The sequence below is a fragment of the Mycobacterium kubicae genome (genome assembly GCF_015689175.1).
In the GTDB taxonomy this organism is placed as follows: domain Bacteria; phylum Actinomycetota; class Actinomycetes; order Mycobacteriales; family Mycobacteriaceae; genus Mycobacterium; species Mycobacterium kubicae.
In genome coordinates this window covers 4,266,623-4,291,737 of the sequence record NZ_CP065047.1, presented here as the reverse complement: position 1 = coordinate 4,291,737, position 25,115 = coordinate 4,266,623, and the positions used below count along the sequence as shown (strand labels likewise).

The window sequence follows — 25,115 nt, the reverse complement described above, 5'->3', positions numbered from 1 at the left end:
GCGGTCCTCGCTATCCGGCCGGCGCCAGGATCAGCCCGCTGGTGGGCACACCGGTACCCGAGGTGACCAGCACATGCTCGACGTTGTCCACCTGGTTGTATGAGGTGCCCCGCACCTGCCGGACGCCCTCGGTGATGCCGTTCATGCCGTGGATGTAAGCCTCACCGAGCAACCCGCCGTTGGTGTTGATCGGCAATTCGCCGCCGAGTGAAAGCCGTTCCACCGTGGCGAAGTCCTTGGCCTCGCCGCGACCACAGAAGCCCAACTCCTCGAGCTGAGTGAAGACGAACGGCGTGAAATGGTCGTAGATGAACGCGGTTTGGATATCGGAAGGTTTGAGGCCCGAGTCGCGCCACAACCGGTCGGCAACCACACCCATCTCGGGCAGCCCGGTGATGTCCTCGCGGTAGTAGCTGGTCATCATCTCGCCCTCGGAGGCCGCGCCTTGTGCGGCCGCGGTGATCATGGCCGGAGGCTGGCGAAGGTCACGGGCGCGTTCGGCGCTGGTGACCACCAGCGCCACCCCGCCGTCACTTTCCTGGCAGCAGTCCAGCAGGCGCAGCACGGGTTCGATGATCCAGCGGGAGTTCTGGTGATCTTCCAGTGTGATGGGACGCTGGTAGAACCAGGCGTCGGGATTGCGGGCCGCATGCGCCCGGTCGACCACGGCGATCCGGCCGAAGTCTTCATTGGTGACTCCGTAGGTAGACATGTAGCGCTGGGCATGCAACGCCACCCAGGCGGCCGGTGTGAGCAAACCGAAGGGTGCGTAATGCGCCATGAACAACGGGGTTTCGCTGCTGGTGCGCCCGCTCCCGCCGAACCGCATCCCGGAGCGTTCGTTAAACGCGCGATAGCACACCACCACGTCGGCCACCCCGGTCGCGACGGCCATGGCGGCGTGCACGACGGTGCCGGCCGCCGCGCCGCCGCCGTGCGGGACCCGGCTGAAGAAGTTCAGGTCGCCGATGCCGACGTTGCGCGCGACGTCGATTTCGTCGCTGGAGTCCATGGTGAAGGTCACCATGCCGTCGATCTCGCCGGGCGCCACGCCGGCATCATCGAGCGCGGAACTGACCGCTTCACAGGCCAATTGCAATTCGCTGCGGCCGGATTCCTTGGAGAATTCGGTTTGACCGATACCCACGATGGCGGTGGCGCCGGGCAGCGTGGACGTCATGCGCCGGATCCGTCCAGCAGACTGAGCACCGCGGTGCCCGACACGTGATCACCGAGGCTGTTGGTGGCCTTGAAGGCGACTTCGACGAAGTTCTCTCCTTCGCTGCCTTCGGATTTGCCGGTGACGCTGCCGGTGAAGCGCAGCGGATCGTCCGGAAAGCTGGGTACGCCCAGGCGAATCGAAAGCTTCTTGACCATCGCCTCCGGACCCGCCCAGTCGGTGAGGAACCGCGTGCACAGTCCATTGGTGGTCAAGATGTTCATGAACAAGTTGGGTGAGCCCTGCTTGTTGGCGTAGTCGCGGTCGTGGTGCACCGGCATGAAGTCACGCGAGGCGATGGCACCGGCCACGATCACCGTGGTGGTGACCGGAATCTCCAGGGCGCTCACCTCGTCGCCGACGTCGATGTCACTCCACTTCAACGTGGTGGCGCGGGCCGCGGTCGTCGTCATTGGAGTCCTTCCGGGTAGGTGCTGCCGAGCCGGGCAAGCTGGAGAGTGGCGGGGCCCAGGGTGAGTTCGTTGTGCTTGGCCCACAGGAAATAGCGGTGCAGCGGATAGGTGATGTCTATCCCGATGCCGCCGTGCACATGTTGTGCGGTGGCGGCGACGCGAGCACCGGCCTCGGCGGCCCAGAACTTGGCGATCCGGGCGGCTCGGTCGGCGGGCCGGCCTTGCGCGGCCAGCCACGCCGCATGCCAGGTGGTCCAGCGGATGGCTTCGACGTCGATGAAGGCGTCGGCCATCCGCTGTTGCACCGCCTGAAAGCTGCCGATCGGGCGGCCGAACTGTTCGCGCCCGGTGGTGTAGTCGGCCGCGATGTGCAGGGCGCGGTCGGCAACGCCAAGTTGGATGGCGCACAAGCCGATCAACGCCCGGGTGTAGAGGGAGGCGACATCACCCGCGAGCCGGTCCTGGCTGGAAACGGTTGCGCCGTCGAGGAACACGTCGGCGTGCGGTTCGCGGTTGGTGGTGTCGACCGGGCGGACTTCGACGCCGGGGTTGTCCAGCTCCAGCAAGAACAGCCCGACGGTGCCGTCGTCGGTGACGGCCGGAATGAGCGCGGTGTCGGCCAGTTGCGCCGCGGGTACCAGCTCCTTGGCTCCGTCGAGGCGCCAGTGCGCGCCGTCGCGCCGGGCGGTGGTCGCCGGTGCGACGGGGTCGGAGCGGCCGGGTTCGGTCAGGCCAGCGGTCAGGATACGTTGTCCGGCAACCACATCGGGCAGGAAACGCTGCTGCTGCTCTGGGGTCCCGTGCCGTGCGATCGGATCGGCGCCCAACACCAGCGTCGCGTAGGCCGGTACCGGCGCGACGCTCCAGCCGACCTCGGCCAGCAGCACGGCCAGTTCCACGAAACCGCCACCGCTACCGCCCACCGACTCCGGTAAGGCGGTGCCCAACAAGTCCATGGCGGCGAGCTCGTGCCACAGTGCCGCGTCGTAGCGCAGATCGGCTTCCAGTTCAGCCAGATGTTGCGGGGTGGCGCGCCGCTCGAAGACGTCGCGGGCCAGCTTGGCGATGGTCTCCTGCTCTTCGGTGAATGTGAAGTCCATCGCGCCTCACCCAGTCGCCGGCCGGAATTGGTGCAGCACCAGGTCGTTGTCGAAGTCCTGGTAGAAAACCTCGACCGGCATGCCCACCGTGACGTCGGCCGGGTCGACGTCGCACAGGTTCGACACCAACCGCACACCTTCCTCCAGCTCCACCAGGGCCACGATGTAGGGGTAGTCGAAGAAGGGGAAGCGCGGCTGGTGCGGCACCACGTAGCTGTAGACCGATCCCCGGCCTGACGATTCGATGGTCTCCCAGTTCAGGGAGCGGCAGTTGGGGCACATCGGCCGCGGCGGGTTGCGCAGGGCGCCGCATCCGCTGCAGCGCTGGATCAGCAGCTTGTGCTCGCGCAGCCCGTTCCAGAAGAACTCGGTGTCCGGGCTGATCGCCGGCGCCAGCCGGGTGGCCATCAGTTGCCCGGCCTGAATCGCAGCACGCGGAACCGTTGCCGTCCCAACACTTCTCCGTGCTGATCGACGTAGGTGGTCAGCCAGGTCAGGAAGAAGCCCGTCCCCAGCGCCGTCGTCTTCTCCTCCGACACCGATTCGTAGACCGTGGTCGCGCTGATGACATCGCCCAGCCGGGGATAGCGCTCGATCTCGAACTCGGAGTTGGTGGCCACCGTGCTGGTGTAACCGGCATCGTCGAGGAACGCCGTGGGATTGGATTTGATCTCGATCGGCGCGCCGCCGCGTTCCCCGATGCCTTCCAGCCTGGGCGCGGGCATCGTCCAGGTCTGCAACATCACCGGCGGTGACACGATGCCGCCGAACCGTGAGGTGGCCGCGAAGTCGGGGTCGAGGTAGACCGGATTCATGTCGTCCAGCGCGTGCGCCCAGTGCCGGATCATCGGTTGATTGACCGGATCGGGTGCCACCGAGGGCTTTCCGGTGCCGCCGGTAGGTTGTCCGACGAGCGCTTGCACTTTGGCGTGGACCTCTGAGTCGGTCACTTGGGTTGTCCTCCTTGTTCTGTCGCCGTGGCAAGCAGGTCGCGCGGCGCCCTGGGCATGAGCAGACCGGCCATGGCGATGATGTCGCGCTGTATCTCGTTGGCGCCGCCACCGAAGGTGTTGATCACCGCTTGTCGATAGGCCGTTTCCAGCGCGCCGCGCAGGGGAGCGTCGGCGCCGCGGCGAATCCCGTTGCCGTCCAGGACTTCCAGCAGCTCGCGCGCCACTTGCTGGGTCAACTCGGTGCCGAAGACCTTGGCCGCCGACGCTTCGCCCATGTTCAGCACGCCTTTGGTCATCGCCGCGTTCACCCGCAGATTGATCAGCTTGTACGCGGCCACCTGCGCCTCGACGCGGGCCAGCGCCAGTTGCACCCAGGGCTGGTCGATGACGCGGCCGCCGTCGCGTTCGGTGGTCGCCGCCCACTGCACTGTCTTCTCGAACAGCGGCTCGAGCGCGCCGAGATTCCCCAGGGCCGCGCGTTCGAAGTTGAGCTGGGTGGTGATCAGTTGCCAGCCTTGGTTCTCTTCACCGACCAGCGCGCTGGCCGGGACCCGCACGTTGTCGTAGAAGGTGTAGAAGGTGGAAATGCCCGGCATGGTGTGCAGCGGCTGCCAGGAGAACCCCGGCGAGGTGGTGGGCACGATGAAGATGGAAATGCCCTTGTGCTTTTTGGCGTTGGGGTCGGTACGCGCGGCCAGCCAGATGTAGTCGGCGTAAGCGGCGCCGCTGGTGAACATCTTCTGGCCGTTGATCAGATAGCCGTCGCCGTCGCGGACCGCAGTGGTGCGCAGGGACGCCAAGTCGCTGCCCGCGCCGGGCTCGGAATACCCGATCGCGAATTCGACGCTGCCGTCCAAGATCGCGGGCAGGAATTGCTGCTTTTGCTCCTCGCTGCCGCACTGCATCAGGGTGGGCCCGACGGTGTTGAGGGTCACCAGTGGTACCGGCGCGTTGGCCCGGCGCGCTTCTTCGGCGAAGATGAATTGCTCGATCGCGGAAAACCCGCGTCCGCCGAACTCTTTGGGCCAGCCGACGCCAAGCAGATTGGCCGCGGCCAAGGCGCGCACGCACTCACGCACCGCCGGTCCGCCTTCGATCTGGTCGCCGATCGCCGCCGTGCGTTCCGGCGTCATGACTTGTGCGAGGGTGGCGCGCATTTCGGCGCGCAGCCGTTCCTGCTCGGGGGTGTATTCCAGGTGCATGTCTAGACGCCCAGCCGTACCGGCATCCGCTTGACACCGGGCACCATGGTGGCGCGCATCCGGCTCACCTCGCCCACGAGTTCGATTCTGGGGAAGCGGCGCAACAGCTCGTCGAACAGCAGGCCGGCTTCCAGCCGTGCCAGTTGCGCACCCAGGCAGGAATGTTCACCGCACCCAAAGGCGATGTGCGGGTTGGGATGACGGGTGATGTCGAATTCCTCGGCGTCGCTGCCGAAGACGTCCTCGTCGCGGTTGGCCGACCCGTACAGCATGACCACCACCTCACCGGCGCGGATGCGTTTTCCGCGGATTTCCACGTCGGCGGTCGCGGTGCGCGCCATGTGCACCACCGGACTGTTCCAGCGCAGCATCTCTTCTACCGCACCGGGAATCAGTGCCGGGTCGTCGATCAACATGCGCAGTTGGTCGGGGTGTTCGATCAACGCGAGCGTGCCGAGCGCAATCAGATTGCGGGTGGTCTCGTTGCCGGCGACGAGGAGCAGAAACGCGAAGTTGACCAATTCTTCGTCGCTGAGGCGCAATCCGTCGATCTCGGCGTTGACCAGAATCGAGAGCATGTCGTCGCGGGCTTGCGCGCGCCGGTCGGAGATCAGCTGGTGGAAGTACTCGTAGAGTTGGCCGGCGGCCACCAGCGTGTCGAGTTCGATCTCGGGATCGGCCGAACCGGTCATGGCATCCGACCAGGCCCGGAACTGCTCCCAGTCATCGGGCGGCGCGCCCAGCAGTTGGGCGATGATGCGGGTGGGCAGCGGGGCGGCGATCTCTTCGGCGAACTCGTGGACGGTACCGGGCTCGATGTCGGCCAGGATGCCGCGCACGATGTCGCGGATCTTGGGCTCCAGAATGGCGACGTGCCGGCGGGTGAAGCCCGAGTTGATGAGCTTGCGCAGTTGGCGGTGTCGCGGCGGGTCGGTGAAGATCAAACCGCCCTCCTGCACCGGATTCGGTAGCTGGGGGTCGGGAATGGTGATGCCCTGGGTGGAAGAGAACAAGGCGGGGTTGCTCGACACGAACCGGACGTCCTCGTACTTCAGCAGCGCCCAGAAGTTGGTCACGTCGTTCCAGCAGACCGGTGAGGTGGCACGCAATTCGCGGTAGGCCGGGTAGGGATCGCCCGCATAGAAGTCGGGGGAGTGCAGCGGAAAGGTGGTGCGCACGGCTCGCCTCCCTCGATCCGACACATTGGCCTGATGTGTCTTGTGAAGAGTGTCTACTCCTGTGCGTACAGCTATGTCAATGGCCGCAATTGCTGGCGGCGATGATTGACGCCTGGGTCCAACGGGTGTACACCAAGTGACTAGATGACCGACGTTCGGGTGAGGAAGCAGATGGCCGAGCCGCAGCCCACAAAACTGATCGACACCAACGGGCTCTACATCGACGGGCGCTGGGTGGAGCCGGAGGACGGTCGCTACGACGACATCTCCCCGGCCACCGAACAGACCATCGCCACCGCACCGGACGCGAGCGTCGGCCAGGTCAGCGAGGCCATCGGCGCCGCGCGGCGGGCCTTCGACGAGGGGCCATGGCGCGCCATGACCGGCGCACAACGAGGGGAGTGTCTCAACCAGCTCGGCGCGGCACTGCTCGAACACAACGACGAGTTTTTCGCGCTGTCGCAGGCGGAGTGGGGCTGCATCGCCAACGAGCGCGTGATGCAAGTCGACGGCGCCGGCTACATGTCCATGCACGCGGCCCAGTTGGCCGCGAAACTTTCCGACAAGCCGGTCACCGGAATCGGCGCCGGCACCACGCTGCTGCGCCACGAACCCCTTGGTGTGGTGTCGATCCTGACGCCGTGGAACTTCCCGCACACCCTCAACGTCATGAAGGTCAACAACGCGTTGGCCGCCGGCAACACCGTCGTCCTCAAGCCATCACCGTTGACGCCGGTGGCCGGGTTGGCTCTGGCGCGAATCATCGACGAGCACACCGACATTCCGCCTGGAGTGGTCAACGTCGTCACACCGTCGGGCCTGGCAGCGGCCAAGTTGCTGACCACCGATCCGCGCATCGACATGGTCAGCTTCACCGGCAGCTCCGCCGTCGGATGTCAGGTCATGTCGGCGGCCGGCCAAAGCATGAAGCGAATCTTGCTGGAATGCGGCGGAAAATCCGCGCGCATCCTGCTCGACGACACCACGGTGACCGACGACCTGCTGCAGCAGATGCTGTTCGACTGCTGCTCGCTGCATGCCGGGCAAGCCTGCATCCTGCACAGCCGGCTGCTGCTGCCCGACAGTCTGCACGACGACGTGGTGGAGCGACTGGTGGCGCTGGCCCGTGAGGTGAAGGTCGGCGACCCCGCCGACCCCGACGTGCAGATGGGCCCGCTGATCAGTGCGGCGCAGCTGGAGCGGGTGCAGCGGCTCGTCGCCACGGCGGTGCACGACGGCGCCCAGCTGGCGACCGGAGGCGACCGCCGTGGCGATGTCGGATTCTATTTCGAGCCAACGATTCTCACCGACGTCGATCCGGACTCCGCGATCGCTCAAGAGGAAGTGTTCGGACCCGTCCTGACGGTGCTGCGCTATCGGGACGACGACGAGGCGGTGGCCATCGCGAACAACTCCCGCTACGGCCTGTCCGGGGCGGTGTGGGGGACCGACGTGGACCGGGCCGTCGGGGTGGCCCGGCGCATCCGGACCGGACAGGTCGCGGTCAACGGCACCAGCCCCGGTGACGCGCCGTTCGGCGGCTTCAAGCTCAGTGGATTCGGCCGGGAAGGTGGCGGGATCGCCGGCGTGCACCAGTACATGGAGCCTCAGGCCATCGGGATCCCCTGATGCCGGAACCCCTCGCAGGGATCCGCGTCGTCGAACTGGCCACCGAGATTTCCGGCCCCTATGCGACGAAGCTTTTCGTCGACCTCGGCGCCACCGTCACCAAAGTCGAACCGCCCGGCGGGGATCCGCTGCGCCGCTGGGGCCCGTTCCCGGGCGACGAGAGCGACCCGGGGCACAGCGGATTGTTCGAGTACCTCAACGCCGGAAAGCACGTCATCACAGCCGATCTCACCCAGCCGGATGGCATAGCGGCGGCCCGCGAGGTCATCGCTCACGCGGATCTGCTGGTGGAAGATCGGGCGCCGGGCACCTTGGAGGGCTGGGGGCTGGGTGTCGATGCGTTGGCGCGGCTGAACCCAAACCTGGTGCTGCTGAGGATCTCTGCGTTCGGACAGTCCGGGCCGTGGCGGGACCGGCACGCAACCCCGCTGACCCTGCAAGCGGTGTCGGGCTGGGTCAGCCTGCGCGACCCGCAGCGCCCGCCCGTGCAAGCCGGTGCCCGCATCGCCGAGTACGTCGCGGGGGCTTACGGCGCGCTGGGCGCGCTGACCGCGGTGCGACAACAGCCGACCGGCCGCGTCATCTCGGTCGACGTCTCCGAGTTCGAGACGCTGCTGTCAACCCTGCCCTATCCGATGCTGATGTCCGAACGCATGCGCAGTCTGGGCTTTCCGCCCAACGTGCGCTCATCACCGATGCTGGGCGTGGTGCGCGCCGCCGACGGCTGGGTCGGCATCAACTGCCTGACCGGTCAGCACTGGCTCGACGTCTGCGCCATGCTCGGCCTGACCGAATACGGCGACAAACAGATCGACATCATGATGGGCGGCCCGCAACGCGCGGAGTTCTTCGCCCGAGCCGAGCCGGTACTCGCCGAGCGGACCGTCGCGGAGATCGTCGAGCTCAGCCAGGCGATGCGCATCCCGGCCGCGCCGGTCAACGACGGCGCCAGTGTGCTGGACTGCCCGCAATACGCCAAACGAGGCTTCTTCACCGAAGCTCGCGGATTCCGGCAACCCGGCAAGCCGTATCGGTTCTCCGATCCGCCCGCAGCACCGCCCACTTCGCCGGCAACCGGCGAAAACGATTCTGGCGCACTGCCATTCGCCGGTCTGCGCGTGCTCGACCTCAGCACCTTCTGGGCCGGGGCGTATCTCACCTGCTACCTCGGCGCCTTCGGCGCCGACATCATCAAGGTGGAGTCCATCCAACGCCCCGACGGGCACCGCTACTCCGGCGCGTTCCCGTTCGAGGGCGACGACTGGTACGAGCGCAGCGCCATCTGGCAGGCCACCAACCTCAACAAGCGCGACCTCACGCTGGACTTGACCTCCCCGCACGGCCGCCAGATCGCCCACCGGCTCGCCGCCCGGGCCGACGTGGTGGTGGAGAACTTCTCGCCGCGAGTGGTCGAACACTTCGAGTTGGGCTATGAGTCGCTGGTGGCGCTCAACCCGGGCGTGATCATGGTTCGCATGCCCGGCTTCGGCCTCGAGGGCCCGTGGCGCGACTACGTGGGCTGGGCGCTCAACATCGAGCAGACCTCCGGCATGTCCGCGGTCACCGGCTACCCGGACGGCCCGCCGTGCAACCTGCAGGGGCCCGCCGACCCCATCGTCGGCGTACACGCCGGCGTCGCGTTGCTGGCCGCGCTCGAGCAGCGGCGGCGCACCGGCGAAGGCCGGCTGATCGAGGTCGCCCAGATCGAGGTCGCCGCCTGCGTGACCGCCGAACCGGTGATCGAGTACACCATGAACGGGGTGGTGCGGCCCCGGGAAGGCAACCGCCGTCGCGGCTACCTGCAGGGCGTGTACCCGACCAGCATCGACGACGCCTGGGTGGCGGTGTCCGTCCCGGACAACGGCATGCTGGATCACGACATGTTCGACGAACTCGTCACCGCCTGGACCCGCACGGGGACTCCCGACCACATCGTGACAACGCTACGCGCACAAGGGATTCCGGCCGAGAAATTGATGACCGGTGACCAGATGTACGACATCACCCAACTCGACGCCCGGGGATTCTACGAGCTGTTCGACCATCCGGTCACCGGGCCGCGCCGCTACCCGGGCTGGCCGTTTCGCATCAGTGCGGGGCCGCAACGGCACCACCGCACGCCACCACCCACGCTGGGCCAGCACAACGACGAGATCTTGCGCGGCCTGGGCCTTTCCGGGCAGGAAATCGCAGCACTGCGAGACCAACGCGTCATCGGCGAGCGGGTGCTGAACACCTGACCCGATGGGTTTACCGACGCGTTGCCACATGGAAGGCTGCACGGCATGGTCGCTGCGATCGCCCGCCCCAAGCTCGAAGGAAACATCGCCGTCGGAGAAGACCGGCAGATCGGCTTCGCCGAGTTCGGCGCTCCGCAAGGCCGGCCGGTGTTCTGGTTGCACGGCACCCCCGGCGCGCGCCGGCAGATTCCGACCGAAGCCCGCGTCTACGCCGAGGAACACAACGTCCGCCTGATCGGCATCGACCGTCCCGGTATCGGCTCGTCCACCCCACACCGATACGAAACGATCGCGGCGTTCGCCGAGGACCTGCGCACCATCGCCGACACGCTGGGCATCGAGAAGATGGCCGTGGTCGGCTTGTCCGGGGGCGGGCCCTACGCCCTGGCCTGCGCCGCCGGCCTGCCCGATCGCGTGGTGGCCGTCGCCGTGCTGGGCGGGGTGGCGCCGACGCAGGGTCCCGACGCGATCAGCGGGGGCGCAATGAGACTGGGCCTGCTGGTGGCGCCGTTGCTGCGATTCGGCGGTAATCCACTGCGCATCGGCGCCAGCCTGCTGGTGCAATCGATCCGGCCGGTCGCCTCCCCCGCCCTGTACGCCTATGCCGCCGTCTCGCCCCAAGCCGACCGCCACCTGCTGACCCGCCCCGAATTCAAAGCCATGTTCCTCGACGACCTGCTCAACGGCAGCCGCAAGCAACTGGCGGCGCCGTTCAACGACATCATGCTCTTCGCCCGGGACTGGGGATTTCGTCTCGACGAGGTGGAAGTGCCGGTGCGGTGGTGGCACGGGGACCACGACCACATCATCCCGTTCGCCCACGGCGAGCACGTGGTATCCCGGCTGCCGGACGCCCAACTGTTCCACCTCCCCGAGGAGAGCCATCTGGCCGGACTGGGGCGCGGTGAAGAAATCCTGGCCACGCTGATGAAGATCTGGGACGAGCAGTACCCTCGCTGACGTGCTGCTGGCTTCCCTGAATCCCTCGGCCGTTACCGCCACCGACATTCCCGACGCGGTCCGCATCGACGGCGCCGTGCTCAGCCGCAGCGACCTGGTGGGCGCCGCCACCTCGGTGGCCGAGCGGGTCGGCGGTGCACAGCGGGTCGCCGTGCTGGCCACCCCGACCGCGGCCACCGTGCTGGCCGTCACCGGCTGTCTGATCGCCGGGGTGCCGGTTGTCCCGGTGCCGGCCGACGTCGGGGTCGCCGAACGACGGCACATGCTCGCCGACTCGGGGGCACAGGCCTGGCTCGGGGCAGCGCCCCCCGAGAACGAGTCCGAGGGCCTGCCCCACATCCCGGTGCGGCTACACGCCCGGTCCTGGCATCACTATCCCGAGCCGTCACCCGATGCGCTGGCCATGATCGTGTACACCTCGGGCACCACTGGACCGCCCAAGGGGGTGCAGGTCAGCCGGCGCGCGATCGCCGCCGACCTGGATGCGCTGGCCGAGGCCTGGCAGTGGACGGCCGACGACGTCCTGGTGCACGGCCTGCCCCTGTATCACATCCACGGCCTGGTGCTGGGCCTGCTCGGGTCGCTGCGGGTGGGCAATCGCTTTGTGCACACCGGCAAACCCACACCCGCCGGCTATGCGGCCGCGAACGGCACGCTGTACTTCGGGGTGCCCACCGTGTGGTCACGCGTGGTCGCTGATCAGGCTGCCGCCGAGGCGCTGCGCCCGGCACGCCTGCTGGTGTCGGGAAGCGCGGCGCTGCCGGTACCGGTCTTCGACGGGCTCACCCGACTCACCGGGCACCGGCCCATCGAACGCTACGGTGCCTCGGAATCTTTGATCACCTTGTCCACTCGGGCCGACGGCGAACGCCGCCCCGGCTGGGTGGGTCTGCCGCTGACGGGTGTGCAAACCCGGCTGGTCGACGACGACGGGCATGCGGTCCCGGCGGACGGGGAGACCGTCGGCAAACTGCAGGTGCGTGGCCCCACCTTGTTCGACGGCTACTTGAACCGGCCGGACGCCACCGCTGAGGCCTTCGACCCCGACGGCTGGTACCGCACCGGCGACGTCGCCGTCGTCGACAGCGGCGGCATGCACCGCATCGTCGGACGAGAGTCGGTCGACTTGATCAAGTCCGGCGGATATCGCATCGGGGCAGGGGAAATCGAGACCGTGCTGTTGGGACATCCCGAGGTGGCGGAGGCCGCCGTCGTCGGCGTGCCCGACGAGGACCTGGGGCAGCGCATCGTCGCGTACGTCGTCGGTTCACCGGCTGTTAACCCACAGGACTTGATCAACTTTGTTGCGCAACAACTTTCGGTCCACAAGCGGCCACGCGAGGTGCGCATCGTCGATTCGCTGCCGCGCAACGCGCTGGGCAAGGTGCTCAAGAAGCAGTTGCTGTCGCAAGGGTGAACCCGCGCCGGCGAGAAATCGGTAACACCGTGCACCACAATGCAACTGCGCTGAGACCGTTTCGTTATCGATGATCGCCTGCGCGGCGCAGTTCAGCGACACGCAGGAAATTGCCAGGCGTTTCGACGTGAAAGGCCCTGGAATTTCACATACCGTCGTCGCTGTGCAAGTGCAGGGGAAACAGCGCCACCACGTGGCTGCCACCGTCAAGGACGCCCCCGCCACCCCGATGAAGCGGATCGCGGCCGCGTGTCTGGTCGGCTCGGCGATCGAGTACTACGACTTCCTCATCTACGGGACCGCCGCCGCGCTGGTGTTTCCGTTCGTGTTCTTCCCGCATCTGAGCCCGGCCGTGGCGACCATCGCCTCGATGGGGACGTTCGCCACGGCGTTTTTGTCCCGTCCGCTCGGTGCCGCCGTCTTCGGCTACTTCGGCGATCGGCTCGGACGCAAGAAGACTTTGGTGGCCACGCTGCTCATCATGGCCGTGTCGACGGTCACCGTGGGTCTGGTCCCCAGTACGGCGGTCATCGGCATGGCGGCCCCGCTGATCCTGGTGGCGCTGCGCCTGCTGCAGGGATTCGCCGTGGGCGGGGAATGGGCCGGGTCGGCGCTGCTGAGTGCCGAGTACGCCCCGGCCGGCAAACGCGGCCGCTACGGCATGTTCACCTTGCTCGGTGGCGGCACCGCGGCCGTGTTGAGCAGTCTGACCTTCCTCGGCGTCAGCTCCACGATCGGGGAGAACAGCCCGGCGTTCCTGCAGTGGGGCTGGCGCATCCCGTTCTTGATCAGCGCGGCCCTGATCGCGATCGCGTTGTACGTGCGGCTCAACATCAACGAGACGCCGGTTTTCGCCCAGGAGAAAGCTCGCGACCTGATACCGAAGACGCCGATTGCCGAGGTGCTTCGGCTACAGCGCCGGGAGATCGTCCTGGCCGGCGGCAGCATCCTGGGCGGGTTCGGGTTCGCGTACACCTCCAGCACGTTCCTGGCCATCTACGCCCACTCGCACCTGGGCTACTCGCGTGGCTTCATCTGGACCGTCTCCGCGCTGGGCGGATTGGCCAGCATCACCTGCGTTGCGCTTTCGGCCACGCTGAGTGATCGAGTGGGGCGCCGACGGATGATGCTGGTGGGTTGGCTGGGCTGCCTGCCGTGGTCGTTCGTGGTGATCCCGTTGATGGACACCGGCGAGCCCGCCCTGTACGCGGTGGCCATCGTCGGCATGTCGTCGCTAGCAGGCATCGGCTCGGGGCCGACGGCAGCGTTCATCCCGGAGCTCTTCGCGACCCGCTACCGGTACAGCGGCTCGGCGCTGGCGCTCAACACCGCCGGGGTGTTGGGCGGCGCAGTTCCCCCGCTGATCGCCGGCACGCTGCTGGTCACCTACGGCAGCTGGGCCATCGGGGTGATGCTGGCCGCCTTGGGCTTGATCAGCCTGGTGTGCACGTATCTACTGCCGGAGACCAACGGGACCGCACTGTCCGCGGACGCTTGATCGGGCTAGTTGTGGGCGTGCAGGTCCTCGTTGAGGGCGATGCCCTGGCCGGCGCGTGACACCACCTCGACCGCCCCGCTGACCGAGTTGCGGCGAAACAGCAGGTTACTGCTGCCCGAGAGGTCGCGGGCCTTGACCGAGCCGCCGTCGGGCGTGGTGACCTTGGTGCCGGCGGTGACGTACAAGCCCGCCTCGACCACGCAGTCGTCACCCAGCGAGATGCCGATTCCGGCGTTGGCGCCGAGCAGACAGCGCTTGCCGATCGAGATGACCTGCTCGCCCCCGCCGGACAGGGTGCCCATGATCGAAGCACCGCCGCCGACGTCGGAGCCGTCGCCCACCACGACGCCGGCCGAGATGCGGCCCTCGACCATCGAGGCGCCCAGGGTGCCGGCATTGAAGTTGACGAAGCCCTCGTGCATCACGGTGGTGCCGGGCGCCAGGTGGGCGCCGAGGCGCACCCGGTCCGCGTCGGCGATGCGGACCCCGGAGGGCACGACGTAGTCGACCATCCGGGGAAACTTGTCGACGCCGTACACCGTCACCGGCCCATGGCGGCGCAGCTTGGCGCGCACCGCTTCGAAGCCGTCGACGGCGCACGGTCCGCGGTCGGTCCACACCACATTGGTCAATATTCCGAAAAAGCCGCCGGCGTTCAGCCCGTGCGGGGCCACCAGGCGGTGCGAGAGCAGGTGCAGCCGGAGGTAGGCGTCGTACGCGTCGGCGGCCGCATCGTCCAGCGATCCGATCACCGTGCGGACCACGACGGTCTCGGTGTTGCGGTCGTCGTCGCGGCCCACCAGGGCGGCAAGTTCGCCCGGGACGTCGTCTCCGGAGAGGCGGGTGGTCGCACTGGTGCCCGACTCGGTCAGTTCCGGTGCGGGAAACCAGGTGTCGAGAACCGATCCGTCCGCGGCGAGGGTCGCCAGGCCGATGCCTGCAGCTCCAGTCACGGTCGACAAGGTTACTGTGGCCGCCGAGCAGACGCAGAATCGCATCGGCAAGGGTGCGCACGTGCGATTCTGTGTCTGCTCGTGACCGGGAGATACCCTGATCCGGTGCTGGACTTACGCGGGGATCCCATCGAGTTGACCGCGGCACTGGTCGACATCCCCAGCGAGTCGCGAGACGAGGCCCGTATCGCCGACGAGGTCGCCGCGGCACTGCGCGCGCAGACCTCCGGCTTCGAGATCATCCGCAACGGCAACGCGGTGCTGGCCCGCACCCACCGCAACCGGCCGACGCGGGTGTTGCTGGCCGGGCATCTGGACACCGTCCCGGTGGCCGACAACCTGCCCAGCCGCCTCGAGGGCGGCGAACTGCACGGCTGCGGCACCGCCGACATGAAAGCCGGTGACGCCGTCTTTCTGCACCTGGCCGCCACCGTGGCCGAACCGGCACACGATCTGACCCTGGTGTTCTACGACTGCGAGGAAATCGATTCGGCGGCAAACGGATTGGGCCGCATCGAGCGGGAATTGCCCGATTGGCTGGCCGCCGACGTGGCGATTCTGGGTGAACCCACCGCGGGCTGGATCGAAGCCGGCTGCCAGGGCACGCTGCGGCTGGTAGTCAGCACGACCGGAACACGGGCGCATTCGGCGCGATCCTGGTTGGGCGACAACGCCATTCACAAGCTGGGCGCCGTGCTGGACCGGCTGGCGAGCTACCAGGCGCGCAGCGTCGACATCGACGGCTGTGTGTACCGCGAGGGTCTGTCGGCGGTACGCGTCGACGGCGGCGTGGCGGGCAACGTGATTCCCGACGCGGCGTCGGTGACGGTCAACTACCGCTTCGCGCCCGATCGTTCGCTGACCGAGGCCCTACAACACGTGCACGACGTGCTGGACGGACTCGACGTGCACATCGAACAGGTCGATGCCGCTGCCGGGGCGCTGCCCGGCCTGTCCCAACCCGCCGCCAAGGCGCTGGTGGAAGCCACCGGCGGGCAGTTCCGGGCGAAGTACGGCTGGACCGACGTGTCGCGCTTTGCGGCCCTGGGCATTCCGGCGGTCAACTACGGTCCCGGCGATCCGAATCTCGCACACCGGCGCGACGAGCGGGTCCCGGTGGAGCGGATCACCGCGGCGGCGGACATGCTGCGCCGCTACCTGAGCAGCTAGCGCAATTCCTGGGCGGCGCGGGCCGCGTCGGCCGCCGCGGCCGCCATCCCGGCCGCCGCGAGTTGCTCGGCGACCGTCGCCAAGGCGTCGGCGTCCGCGTCGGCCAGTGCTTGGGCATGGCGGAGGGCCAACTGGCCAGTGGCGCAATGAATCTGGCTCACCAGCTGGCTGATCGGCAGCACCGCGCGGACGTCACCGAGCCGGACGGCGTCGTGGTGGGCGCGCAGCGCAACTCCTAACTGTCCCGCGCGTTCGGCGGCGCGCGCCGCCTCGCGTGCGGCAGTAATGGCAGCCGTCTTGTCGCGCGCCGCCGCCTTGGTCCAGGCCCGCGCCAATCCCAGCTCTGGTGCGAACAAGCCCGACTTGGTGCCATGACGAGTTTCCGCGCGCCGCAACGCTTTTGCCGAGCCGGGAATGTCACCCTGCTGGGCCCGTGCGGTGGCCAACAACATCAACGACAGCGGACCCCACGAGTATCCGGTGCGCTCCAGCGTCGCCGCGGCCGGCTCCAAAAGCTGCGCGGCGGCGGAGAACTCGCCCTTGACGAGCAACACATCGGCTAACAGCACCTCACCGATCGCTCGGCCGGGCTGTTGGGATTCGGCGAAATCGGTGAACCGCTGGGCCAGCGCCTGGGCCGCCTCGACGTCACCGGACATCAGCAACGCGGTGATCTGACCCAAGCCCACCGTGAAGCGCAGCAACCCGGGATGCTCGGTAGCCGCCGCTCGCTCGGCCAGCCGGTCGACATCCGACCAGCGGCCCATCCGCGCCGAGCACAACGCGGCCGCACTGGCCGCCCAGGGCGTGCCCATCCCGGAATCCGACGGGTCGGAAAGCACTTCGGTGGCCAACGCGACGGCGCGCTGCAGGTTGCCCGAGTTCATCGCAAAGGTCGCGGTCAACGCGTCCAACGCGCTGCGTGCCGTCGGATCGGAGATGCGGTTCCGGGTGGTCTGCAGGAACGCGGTGGCCCGCTCAGGCTCGTCGAGCATCCAGAACTGGTTGGCGGCCCGCGGCACCGCCCAGGCCATCAACTCGGTCTCGGACAACTCGGCGGGGTCCACTTCGGCCAGCACCGCGCCGGCTTCCCGGCCCCGGCCCTGCCAGCCCAGGGCGTGGGCCAACGGCAGCCGCGCCGCCAGTGCTCCCGAGCGGTCCAGCGCGGCCCGCGCCAACCGCTCGGCAAGGGGCAGGTCACCCAGCCGCAGCGCCTCCTCGGCCGCCGCCACCGCAACCTCCACCGGCTCGGGATTGTCGCTGTCGACGGCCAGCACCGACAGGCGCAGCCGGTCACTGACGTGGTCGCCACGGTGCTTGGAAAGCTGGGTGACCACCGCGGTGCGCAGCACCCGCGCCCCCTCGGGCGTCAGTGCAGCCCGGGCCCGCTCGGTGTAGAGCGGGTGAGCGGCGAAGAGGTCGTCCTGGTAGCCCGGACGCACCGCGCCGCTGACCTCCGCGTCGGACACGGCCTGCTCACCGGCCAGGGCCGAAAGGTCGGCGCGGGCCAGCGGTTCGGTGATGGCCAGGTAATCGAGCACCACGCGCGCCGGCGCAGGCAACCCGCTCAGGTAGTCGTCGATGACGCCCGCAAGAGGCAGGGCGTTCTGGTGCTTGAGCCCGCCTTCGCTGACCAGGTGCCGCAGATACAGCGGGTTGCCCTGGCTGCGCCCGAACACTTCGTCGGCCACCGCCAGATCCAGCGATGCGCCCAGCGCGGTCTCCACCAGCGCCACCGTCGGTCCGCGATCCAGCGGCACCACGTCGACCGGGACCAGCAGATCGTCAGAGCGCAACGCGGCGACGGCGTCGGGCAATGTTGCCGTCGACCCGGCGATGACCAGCAACCGCGCCGCGCGCGTCAGCGCCAACTGGTACACCAGCGCCGCGGAAAGGCCGTCCAAGTTGTGTGCGTCGTCGACCACCAACAGCAAATCGGGCTCGTCGCGGGTCAGCGAATCGCGCGCCGCGCGCAACAACGCCGCGGGCCGCCCGATGTCAGTGACGTCGACCAGGTGGCGGAATGCGCCGAACGGGACGAATCGTTGCGCCGGCGTGCCGGTGACCCAGCGGACCGTCTTGTCCGTCTGGGCGCACAGGGTCTGGGCCAGCGCGGTCTTGCCGACTCCGTCGGACCCGACGAGCAGCGCCCCGCAGCGCTCGGTGTCTGCCAGCGCGGCCTGCGCCTGCCGAAGGACGGATTCTTCCGGCGTAATCACCCAGCGCACGGCCGGATCATATTGCGGCGTCCACCCCGGCGGGCGCTAACCCCGAACGTCGCCCGGGGGTGCGGGGTTGGTTTACCTTTCGGTGTATGCCTGAGCGAAGCGCTGCGCCCGGCAAGTGGGCGGTTGCGGTGTATTGCGCGGCCGGACCGACGCACCCGGAGCTGCTGGAGGTCGCCGCAGCGGTGGGCGAGGCGATCGCCGAGCGCGGCTGGACGCTGGTGTGGGGCGGTGGCCACGTGTCGGCGATGGGGGCGGTGGCCTCGGCGGCGCGGGCGCGCGGCGGCTGGACCGTCGGCGTCATTCCCAAAATGTTGCTGCACCGGGAACTGGCCGACCACGAGGCCGACGAGCTGATCGTCACCGACGCCATGTGGGAGCGCAAGCAGGTCATGGAAGACCGCGCCGACGCATTCCTGACGCTGCCAGGCGGGATCGGCACCCTCGACGAACTGCTCAACGTGTGGACCGAGGGCTATCTGGGGGTCCATGAGAAGCCCATTGTGTTGCTTGATCCCTGGGGCCACTACGACGGCCTGCGCGCTTGGGTTTACGGATTGGTCGATAGCGGCTACATCACGCAGGCCGCGGTCGATCGACTGGTGGTGGTCGATAAGGTCGCCGAGGCGCTACAACAGTGCGCACCCGCTTAGCCGTCGACGGCTCGGGTCAGAACGAATCGAGGGGTCACGTGGCCGATCACGGCGGCACGCGCGTCAAGCTCACTCACCTGGCAGCACAAGTACCGGGCCTGCTGGCCGATACACCGACGATCGCCCGGGGGCTGCTGACCGGGTTGTTGCCCCGGCCCAGCTCGAAGACGTCGATCGGCACGGTGTTCCAGGAGCGCGCGGCCCGCTACGCCGACCGGGTCTTCCTCAAGTTCGGCGACCAGCAGATCACCTACCGCGACGCCAACGCGACGGCCAACCGGTACGCGGCGGTGCTGGCCGCGCGCGGCGTGGGCCCCGGCGACGTCGTCGGGGTCATGCTGCGCAACTCCCCGCATGCGGTGTTGACGATGCTGGCCGTCGTCAAGTGCGGGGCCATCGCCGGCATGCTCAACTACCACCAGCGCGGCGACGTCTTGGCCCACAGCCTGGGCCTGCTGAATGCCAAGGTGCTGGTCGCCGAGTCCGACCTGGTCAGCGCGGTCAGCGAATCCGGCGGCTCGGCCGGTGAAGTGCTGACCATTGAAGATTTGGAGCGCTTTGCCGCCACCGCGCCGGCCACCAACCCGGCCGCCGCGTCTCAGGTGCGGGCCAAGGACACCGCGTTCTACATCTTCACCTCCGGCACCACCGGATATCCCAAGGCGAGCGTGATGACGCACTACCGGTGGCTGAAGGCCCTCGGCGCCTTCGGCGGGCTGGGATTGCGGCTGAACAGCAACGACACGCTCTACTGCTGCCTGCCGTTGTACCACAACAACGCGCTGACGGTTGCGGTGTCGTCGGTGGTCAACTCCGGGGCCACGCTGGCGCTGGGCAAGTCCTTCTCGGCGTCGCGGTTCTGGGACGAGGTGATCGCCTACCAGGCCACCGCGTTCATCTACATCGGTGAAGTCTGCCGGTATCTGCTCAACCAGCCGCCCAAGCCGACCGACCGCGCCCACAAGATCCGCGTGATCGCCGGCAACGGGCTGCGGCCCGAGATCTGGAATGAGTTCACCGAGCGGTTCAATATTCCGCGGGTCTGTGAGTTCTACGCCGCGAGCGAAGGCACCACCGCGTTCATCAACGTCTTCAACGTGCCGCGCAGCACCGGCATCTCGCCGATGCCGCTGGCGTACGTGGCCTATGACCCCGACACCGGCGAACCGCTGCGTGACGAGTCCGGTCGGGTGCAGCGGGTGCCTTCCGGCCAGCCCGGCCTGTTGCTCAGCCCGGTCAACCGGCTGCAGCCGTTCGACGGCTACACCGACAAGGAAGCCACCGAAAAGAAGTTGGTGCGCAACGCTTTCAAGGACGGTGACACCTGGTTCAACACCGGCGACGTGATGAGCCCGCAGGGGTTGTTCCACGCCGCGTTCGTCGACCGGCTCGGCGACACCTTCCGCTGGAAGGGTGAGAACGTGGCCACCACGCAGGTGGAAGCGGCCGTGGCGTCGGACCGCAATGTCGAGGAATGCACCGTCTACGGCGTCGAGGTGCCGAACACGGGCGGGCGCGCCGGCATGGCCGCGATCAAGCTGCGCGAGGGCGCGGAGTTCGACGGCAAGTCCCTGGCCAAGGCGGTGTATCAGGAGCTGCCCTCCTACGCGCTGCCGCTGTTCGTGCGGGTGGTCGAGACGTTGGAACACACGTCGACGTTCAAGAGCCGCAAGGTCGAGCTGCGTGAGCAGGCCTACGGGCCCGACGTAAAGGACCCGCTGTACGTGCTGGCCGGGCGCAAGGAGGGCTACGTGCCCTTCTACGACGAGTACCCCGACGAAGTGTCGGCGGGCAAGCGGCCGCAGGGCTAGCGTCTGGCCGCTTCATTGGCCGCGAGCGGAACCACAGCGAGAACTCAAGCCGAAAATCGCAGTGGCGTTCCACTCGCGGTGACGGGCGTCGCCGACGACCAGGCACTATGGAGGCGTGCAGTCAATGCTGTGCGGCCGCCCGGTAGCAGCCGATCGCGCGCTGATCATGGCGATCGTCAACCGCACCCCGGACTCGTTCTTCGACAAGGGTGCGACCTTCACCGACCAGGCCGCCCGCGACGCCGCCCACCAGGCGATCGCCGATGGCGCCGACGTGATCGACGTCGGCGGCGTCAAGGCCGGTCCCGGTGACACCGTGGACGCCAAGACCGAGATCGCCCGGCTGGTGCCGTTCATCGCATGGCTGCGCGACGCCTATCCCGACCAGCTGATCAGCGTGGACACCTGGCGCTCGGAGGTTGCCCGCGTCGCGTGCGCGGCCGGGGCGGACCTGATCAACGACACCTGGGGCGGCATCGACCCGGCGATCGCCGAGGTGGCCGCCGAATGCGGCGCGGGCCTGGTGTGCGCCCACACCGGCGGTGCGCTGCCGCGCACCCGCCCCTTCCGGGTGAGTTACGGTACGACTACCCGCGCCGTGGTGGACGACGTGATCGAGCAGGTCACCGCCGCCGCCGAGCGGGCCGTCGCGGCCGGAGTAGCCCGCGATCGGGTGCTGATCGACCCGGCCCACGACTTCGGCAAGAACACCTTCCACGGCCTGCAGCTGTTGCGCCATGTGGACGAACTCGTCGAGACCGGCTGGCCGGTGCTGATGGCGTTGAGCAACAAGGACTTCGTCGGGGAGACTCTGGGAGTGGAGCTGACCGAACGGCTGGAGGGGACTCTGGCGGCCACCGCTTTGGCGGCCGCCGCCGGTGCCCGCATGTTCCGCGTGCACCAGGTGTTGCCGACCCGACGGGTGCTGGAGATGGTCGCCTCGATACAGGGAACGCGGCCGCCGGCGCGCACGGTGAGGGGACTGGCATGACCGATCTCGTCGCCGGCGAGCTCGCGGCCCGGCCCGGGGACACCCGGTGGTCCGACCGCACCTGGAGTCGTCCCCGGTGGACCACCGAGGAATTGATCGCCGCCAAGGCCGGCCGCACCATCTCGGTCGTACTACCGGCCCTCAACGAAGAAGAAACCATCGAGTCGGTCATCGACAGCATCTCCCCGCTGGTCGACAACCTGGTCGACGAACTGATCGTGCTGGACTCCGGTTCCACCGATGACACCGAGATCCGCGCCATCGCCGCCGGCGCCCGCGTCGTCAGCCGGGAGCAAGCCGTGCCCGACCTGCCGGTTCGCCCGGGCAAGGGCGAGGCACTATGGCGTTCCCTGGCGGCGACCAGCGGCGACATCGTGGTTTTCGTGGACTCAGATCTGATCGACCCGCATCCGATGTTCGTGCCGTGGCTGGTCGGCCCGCTGCTCACCGGCGAGGGCGTGCACCTGGTCAAGAGCTTCTATCGCCGACCGCTCAACGTCAGCGATGTCAGTGGCGGGGCAGGGGACACCGGCGGGGGACGAGTCACCGAACTGGTCGCGCGGCCGCTGTTAGCGGCGCTGCGGCCAGAGCTGGGTTGTGTGCTGCAGCCGCTGGGGGGCGAGTACGCGGCCACCCGAGAGCTGCTGACGTCGCTGCCGTTCGCACCGGGTTACGGCGTGGAAATCGGCTTGCTGGTCGATACCTTCGACCGCCTGGGGCTGGAGGCGATTGCGCAGGTCAACCTTGGTGTTCGGGCGCACCGCAACCGTCCCCTGGCCGAGCTGGGCGCCATGAGCCGCCAGGTCATCGCCACCCTGCTGTCGCGGTGCGGAATCCCGGACTCCGGCGTCGGGCTCACCCAGTTCTTTCCCGCCGGTGATAGCTACACCCAACACACGTCGCCGGTGTCGTTGGCGGACCGCCCACCGATGAACGTGGTGCGCCCACGCTGATCGTTGTCGGCGGCATAGGGCAATATCGATCGCGTGGCGTTGGTATTGCTCTACCTGGTGGTGCTGATCCTGGTGGCGATCGTGCTGTTCGGCGTGGCCAGCCTGCTGTTCGGCCGCGGTGAGCAACTGCCGCCGCTGCCCCGGGCAACCACCGCGACGGTTTTGCCGGCCTACGGGGTCACCGGCGCCGACGTCGACGCGGTCAAGTTCACCCAGGTGCTGCGGGGTTACAAGACCAGCGAAGTGGACTGGGTGCTGGATCGACTGGGCCGCGAGATCGAGACGCTGCGCGGCCAGCTGGCCGCCATCCAGGCCTCCTCGTCGCCGGGCTCCCCGGAGGATGCCGACGAGTTAGAGGCCGTCCCGGACGCTGAGGCGGTTGCCCAAGAGCGATCCGGTCCCACGTGAGCGAGGACGGCCTGGTCCGGTGCGGCTGGGCAGAGGTTCGACCCGGGCCCGACGCCGACCTGTACCGCAACTACCACGACCACGAGTGGGGCCAACCCGTGCACGACGGGGTGGCGTTGTTCGAGCGGATGAGCCTGGAAGCCTTCCAGAGCGGGCTGTCGTGGCTGATCATCTTGCGCAAGCGGGAGAACTTCCGCCGCGCCTTCTCCGGGTTCGACGTGGAGAAGATCGCCCGCTACACCGACGCCGACGTGCAACGGCTGCTGGCTGACGACGGGATCGTGCGCAACCGCGCCAAGATCGAAGCCACCATCGCCAACGCGCGAGCCGCCGAAGAGCTCGGCTCGCCCGACGACCTGTCCCAGCTGCTGTGGTCGTTCGCCCCGCCGCCGCGCCCGCGCTACCCGGACTTGTCCCAAATCCCCTCGGCGACTGACGAATCCAAGGCGATGGCCCGTGAATTGAAACGTCGCGGATTCCGTTTCGTCGGTCCCACCACGGCCTACGCGCTGATGCAGGCGACCGGAATGGTCGACGACCACGTCGAGACGTGCTGGGTGCCCTCCGTGCGGCCGTGACGGGCCGCAATGAGTCGTCGTCATTGCCCCGCCACACCTCAGTAAGGCTCGTGAACCGGGTCTTGTGCACCTAGCGGCCCGGATAGGGAACAATAGAGGGGTGATTTGGCAGTTCAATGTCGGGTATGGCTGGAAATCCACTGGCGGGGCATGCTCGGCGCCGGCCAGGTCCGTGACCGCGGGCCAGCTCGAATTTGGAGGGAGCACTCGATGGCGGCGATGAAGCCCCGGACCGGCGACGGTCCACTGGAAGCAACCAAGGAGGGGCGTGGCATCGTAATGCGAGTACCACTCGAGGGCGGCGGTCGCCTCGTGGTCGAGCTGACCCCCGACGAAGCCGCCGCTCTGGGCGACGAGCTGAAGGGCGTCACCAGCTAGGGCGTTACGCGCACACCTTGCGATAGATGTCGAGCGTCTGCTCGGCGATGTGCGTCCAGTTGAATTCTTCGATACAACGCCGGCGTCCAGCCTGGCCGTAGCGCTGCGCCTGCGCGGGGTCGGCGATCAAGGCGTTGACGGCCTGTGCCAACCCGGCTTGATAGCCGGCCGGGTCGTGCGCGTCGTAGTGCACCACTGTGCCGGTGACCGAGTCGGCAACGACCTCCGGTATGCCGCCGACGTCGGAGGCCACCACCGCCGTTCCGCACGCCATTGCCTCCAAGTTCACGATGCCCAGCGGCTCATATATCGATGGACACACGAAAACCGATGCCGCTGAGAGTATTTCGCGTAGTTCATCGGTCGGCAGCATCTCCCTGACCCAGAACACGCCGGTGCGGATTCGGGACAGTTCGGCGACCGCGGCCTCGACTTCGGCGGCGATCTCGGGGGTGTCGGGTGCGCCGGCGCACAGCACCAGTTGCGCGTCCGGGTCGAAGTGGTGGGCAGCGGCCAGCAAGTGCGGGACGCCTTTTTGCCGGGTGATCCGACCGACGAACGCCACGATGGGCCGGTCTGGATCGACGCCCAACTCGGCCAAGATGGAACCGGTGCTGGCCGGGCCGGCCGGATGCCATACGTCGGTGTCGATGCCGTTGCGGATCACGTGAACCGCGCTGGGATCCAGCTCCGGGTACACGCGCAAGATGTCGTCGCGCATGCCGGAACTGACCGCGATGACGGCATCGGCGGCCAGCACCGCCGTGCGCTCCACCCAGGTCGATATCCGGTATCCGCCGCCGAGCTGCTCGGCCTTCCACGGCCGCCTGGGCTCCAGGGAGTGCGCGGTCAGCACATGGGGGATGCCGTGCAACAGCGAGGCGAGATGGCCGGCCATGCCGGTGTACCAGGTGTGGGAATGCACCACGGTGGCCCCGCTCGCGGCGTTGGCCATCAGGAGATCTGAGGACAGGGTGGACAGCGCCGGGTTGGCGTTATGCAGCCGGGGGTCGGGCTTGTAGGTGAATGCGCCAGGACGCGGCGCACCCATGCAATGCACGTCCACGGTGCACAGACGGCGCAGCTGCGACACCAGTTCGGTGACGTGTACCCCGGCTCCGCCGTAGACCTCAGGTGGGTACTCCCGGGTCATCATCGCCACGCGCATACCCGCACGCTAGTTCGG

General features: G+C 68.0%; 23 protein-coding genes. 13 read left to right on the top strand and 10 right to left on the bottom strand.

Annotation, left to right across the window (positions count from 1 at the left end; all coding sequences use genetic code 11):
* Window positions 1–10: 10 nt before the first annotated feature.
* Genes I2456_RS20020 through I2456_RS19990 form a run of 7 tightly spaced genes read right to left on the bottom strand, consistent with a single transcriptional unit; the run spans window position 11 to window position 6,065 of the window.
* On the bottom strand, window positions 11–1,180 hold the full coding sequence (locus I2456_RS20020; RefSeq protein ID WP_085073582.1) for a lipid-transfer protein: 1,170 nt from the start codon (window positions 1,178–1,180) through the stop codon (window positions 11–13).
* The gene (locus tag I2456_RS20015) at window positions 1,177–1,632 is read right to left on the bottom strand and encodes a MaoC family dehydratase (RefSeq protein WP_085073583.1); all 456 of its coding nucleotides are present in this window, start codon (window positions 1,630–1,632) and stop codon (window positions 1,177–1,179) included. Before I2456_RS20015 ends, I2456_RS20020 begins: the two co-directional genes overlap by 4 nt.
* Window positions 1,629–2,732 (bottom strand): acyl-CoA dehydrogenase family protein, encoded by a 1,104-nt coding sequence (locus I2456_RS20010; RefSeq protein WP_085073584.1) that lies wholly within the window; start codon window positions 2,730–2,732, stop codon window positions 1,629–1,631. Before I2456_RS20010 ends, I2456_RS20015 begins: the two co-directional genes overlap by 4 nt.
* A 6-nt stretch (window positions 2,733–2,738) precedes the next feature.
* Window positions 2,739–3,140, bottom strand: a complete 402-nt coding sequence (locus tag I2456_RS20005) for a Zn-ribbon domain-containing OB-fold protein (protein WP_085073585.1) — start codon at window positions 3,138–3,140, stop codon at window positions 2,739–2,741.
* Complete coding sequence (locus I2456_RS20000; protein ID WP_085073586.1) at window positions 3,140–3,682, bottom strand: FAS1-like dehydratase domain-containing protein; 543 nt, start codon at window positions 3,680–3,682, stop codon at window positions 3,140–3,142. The genes I2456_RS20005 and I2456_RS20000 overlap by 1 nt, the downstream gene beginning before the upstream one ends.
* Window positions 3,679–4,887, bottom strand: coding sequence for an acyl-CoA dehydrogenase family protein (locus I2456_RS19995; protein ID WP_085073587.1), 1,209 nt, complete (start codon window positions 4,885–4,887; stop codon window positions 3,679–3,681). Before I2456_RS19995 ends, I2456_RS20000 begins: the two co-directional genes overlap by 4 nt.
* Before the next feature lie 2 nt (window positions 4,888–4,889).
* Complete coding sequence (locus I2456_RS19990) at window positions 4,890–6,065, bottom strand: cytochrome P450 (RefSeq protein ID WP_085073588.1); 1,176 nt, start codon at window positions 6,063–6,065, stop codon at window positions 4,890–4,892.
* 171 nt (window positions 6,066–6,236) lie between these two features.
* Here I2456_RS19990 and I2456_RS19985 point away from each other — a divergent pair, with 171 nt between their 5' ends.
* The 5 genes from I2456_RS19985 (at window position 6,237) to I2456_RS19965 (ending at window position 13,809) form a co-directional block, all read left to right on the top strand.
* The gene (locus I2456_RS19985; protein ID WP_085073641.1) at window positions 6,237–7,694 is read left to right on the top strand and encodes an aldehyde dehydrogenase family protein; all 1,458 of its coding nucleotides are present in this window, start codon (window positions 6,237–6,239) and stop codon (window positions 7,692–7,694) included.
* The gene (locus I2456_RS19980; RefSeq protein ID WP_085073589.1) at window positions 7,694–9,934 is read left to right on the top strand and encodes a CaiB/BaiF CoA transferase family protein; all 2,241 of its coding nucleotides are present in this window, start codon (window positions 7,694–7,696) and stop codon (window positions 9,932–9,934) included. Before I2456_RS19985 ends, I2456_RS19980 begins: the two co-directional genes overlap by 1 nt.
* Window positions 9,935–9,979: 45 nt before the next feature.
* Window positions 9,980–10,894 (top strand): alpha/beta fold hydrolase, encoded by a 915-nt coding sequence (locus I2456_RS19975; RefSeq protein ID WP_085073590.1) that lies wholly within the window; start codon window positions 9,980–9,982, stop codon window positions 10,892–10,894.
* Window position 10,895: 1 nt separating this feature from the next.
* Entirely contained in the window at window positions 10,896–12,311 is a 1,416-nt protein-coding gene (locus tag I2456_RS19970) for an acyl-CoA synthetase (protein WP_085073591.1), read from the top strand.
* 229 nt (window positions 12,312–12,540) lie between these two features.
* The gene (locus tag I2456_RS19965; protein ID WP_085073642.1) at window positions 12,541–13,809 is read left to right on the top strand and encodes an MFS transporter; all 1,269 of its coding nucleotides are present in this window, start codon (window positions 12,541–12,543) and stop codon (window positions 13,807–13,809) included.
* Between the two features lie 5 nt (window positions 13,810–13,814).
* Here I2456_RS19965 and dapD read toward each other — a convergent pair whose 3' ends face one another.
* A complete protein-coding gene (gene dapD, locus I2456_RS19960) occupies window positions 13,815–14,771 on the bottom strand; it encodes a 2,3,4,5-tetrahydropyridine-2,6-dicarboxylate N-succinyltransferase (RefSeq protein WP_139823091.1) in 957 nt (318 codons plus the stop codon).
* A 96-nt stretch (window positions 14,772–14,867) separates the two neighbouring features.
* On the opposite strand from dapD, the gene dapE reads away from it, so the two are divergent.
* Window positions 14,868–15,932, top strand: coding sequence for a succinyl-diaminopimelate desuccinylase (gene dapE / locus I2456_RS19955; RefSeq protein ID WP_085073643.1), 1,065 nt, complete (start codon window positions 14,868–14,870; stop codon window positions 15,930–15,932).
* On the opposite strand, the gene I2456_RS19950 is transcribed toward dapE, so the two are convergent.
* Window positions 15,929–18,160 (bottom strand): ATP-binding protein, encoded by a 2,232-nt coding sequence (locus tag I2456_RS19950; protein WP_085073593.1) that lies wholly within the window; start codon window positions 18,158–18,160, stop codon window positions 15,929–15,931. The genes dapE and I2456_RS19950 overlap by 4 nt on opposite strands.
* Before the next feature lie 86 nt (window positions 18,161–18,246).
* Here I2456_RS19950 and I2456_RS19945 point away from each other — a divergent pair, with 86 nt between their 5' ends.
* The 7 genes from I2456_RS19945 to I2456_RS19915 all read left to right on the top strand — a co-directional run bounded on the left by I2456_RS19945 (window position 18,247) and on the right by I2456_RS19915 (window position 23,929).
* The gene (locus I2456_RS19945; protein ID WP_085073594.1) at window positions 18,247–18,810 is read left to right on the top strand and encodes a TIGR00730 family Rossman fold protein; all 564 of its coding nucleotides are present in this window, start codon (window positions 18,247–18,249) and stop codon (window positions 18,808–18,810) included.
* A gap of 38 nt (window positions 18,811–18,848) precedes the next feature.
* Window positions 18,849–20,621 carry a long-chain-acyl-CoA synthetase FadD6 gene (fadD6, locus tag I2456_RS19940; RefSeq protein ID WP_085073644.1) on the top strand — a complete coding sequence of 591 codons (1,773 nt, stop codon included), beginning with the start codon at window positions 18,849–18,851 and terminating at the stop codon, window positions 20,619–20,621.
* A 124-nt stretch (window positions 20,622–20,745) separates the two neighbouring features.
* Entirely contained in the window at window positions 20,746–21,612 is an 867-nt protein-coding gene (gene folP / locus I2456_RS19935) for a dihydropteroate synthase (RefSeq protein ID WP_139823098.1), read from the top strand.
* Window positions 21,609–22,565, top strand: a complete 957-nt coding sequence (locus tag I2456_RS19930; protein WP_085073596.1) for a glucosyl-3-phosphoglycerate synthase — start codon at window positions 21,609–21,611, stop codon at window positions 22,563–22,565. Before folP ends, I2456_RS19930 begins: the two co-directional genes overlap by 4 nt.
* A 33-nt stretch (window positions 22,566–22,598) precedes the next feature.
* Complete coding sequence (locus tag I2456_RS19925; RefSeq protein WP_085073597.1) at window positions 22,599–22,973, top strand: DivIVA domain-containing protein; 375 nt, start codon at window positions 22,599–22,601, stop codon at window positions 22,971–22,973.
* Entirely contained in the window at window positions 22,970–23,551 is a 582-nt protein-coding gene (locus tag I2456_RS19920; protein WP_085073598.1) for a DNA-3-methyladenine glycosylase I, read from the top strand. Before I2456_RS19925 ends, I2456_RS19920 begins: the two co-directional genes overlap by 4 nt.
* Before the next feature lie 210 nt (window positions 23,552–23,761).
* Window positions 23,762–23,929: a DUF3117 domain-containing protein gene (locus tag I2456_RS19915; RefSeq protein ID WP_003406247.1), complete on the top strand. Its 168-nt coding sequence runs from the start codon at window positions 23,762–23,764 to the stop codon at window positions 23,927–23,929.
* A 4-nt stretch (window positions 23,930–23,933) separates the two neighbouring features.
* On the opposite strand, the gene glgA is transcribed toward I2456_RS19915, so the two are convergent.
* Window positions 23,934–25,097 (bottom strand): glycogen synthase, encoded by a 1,164-nt coding sequence (gene glgA / locus I2456_RS19910; protein ID WP_085073599.1) that lies wholly within the window; start codon window positions 25,095–25,097, stop codon window positions 23,934–23,936.
* Between the last annotated feature and the right edge of the window lie 18 nt (window positions 25,098–25,115).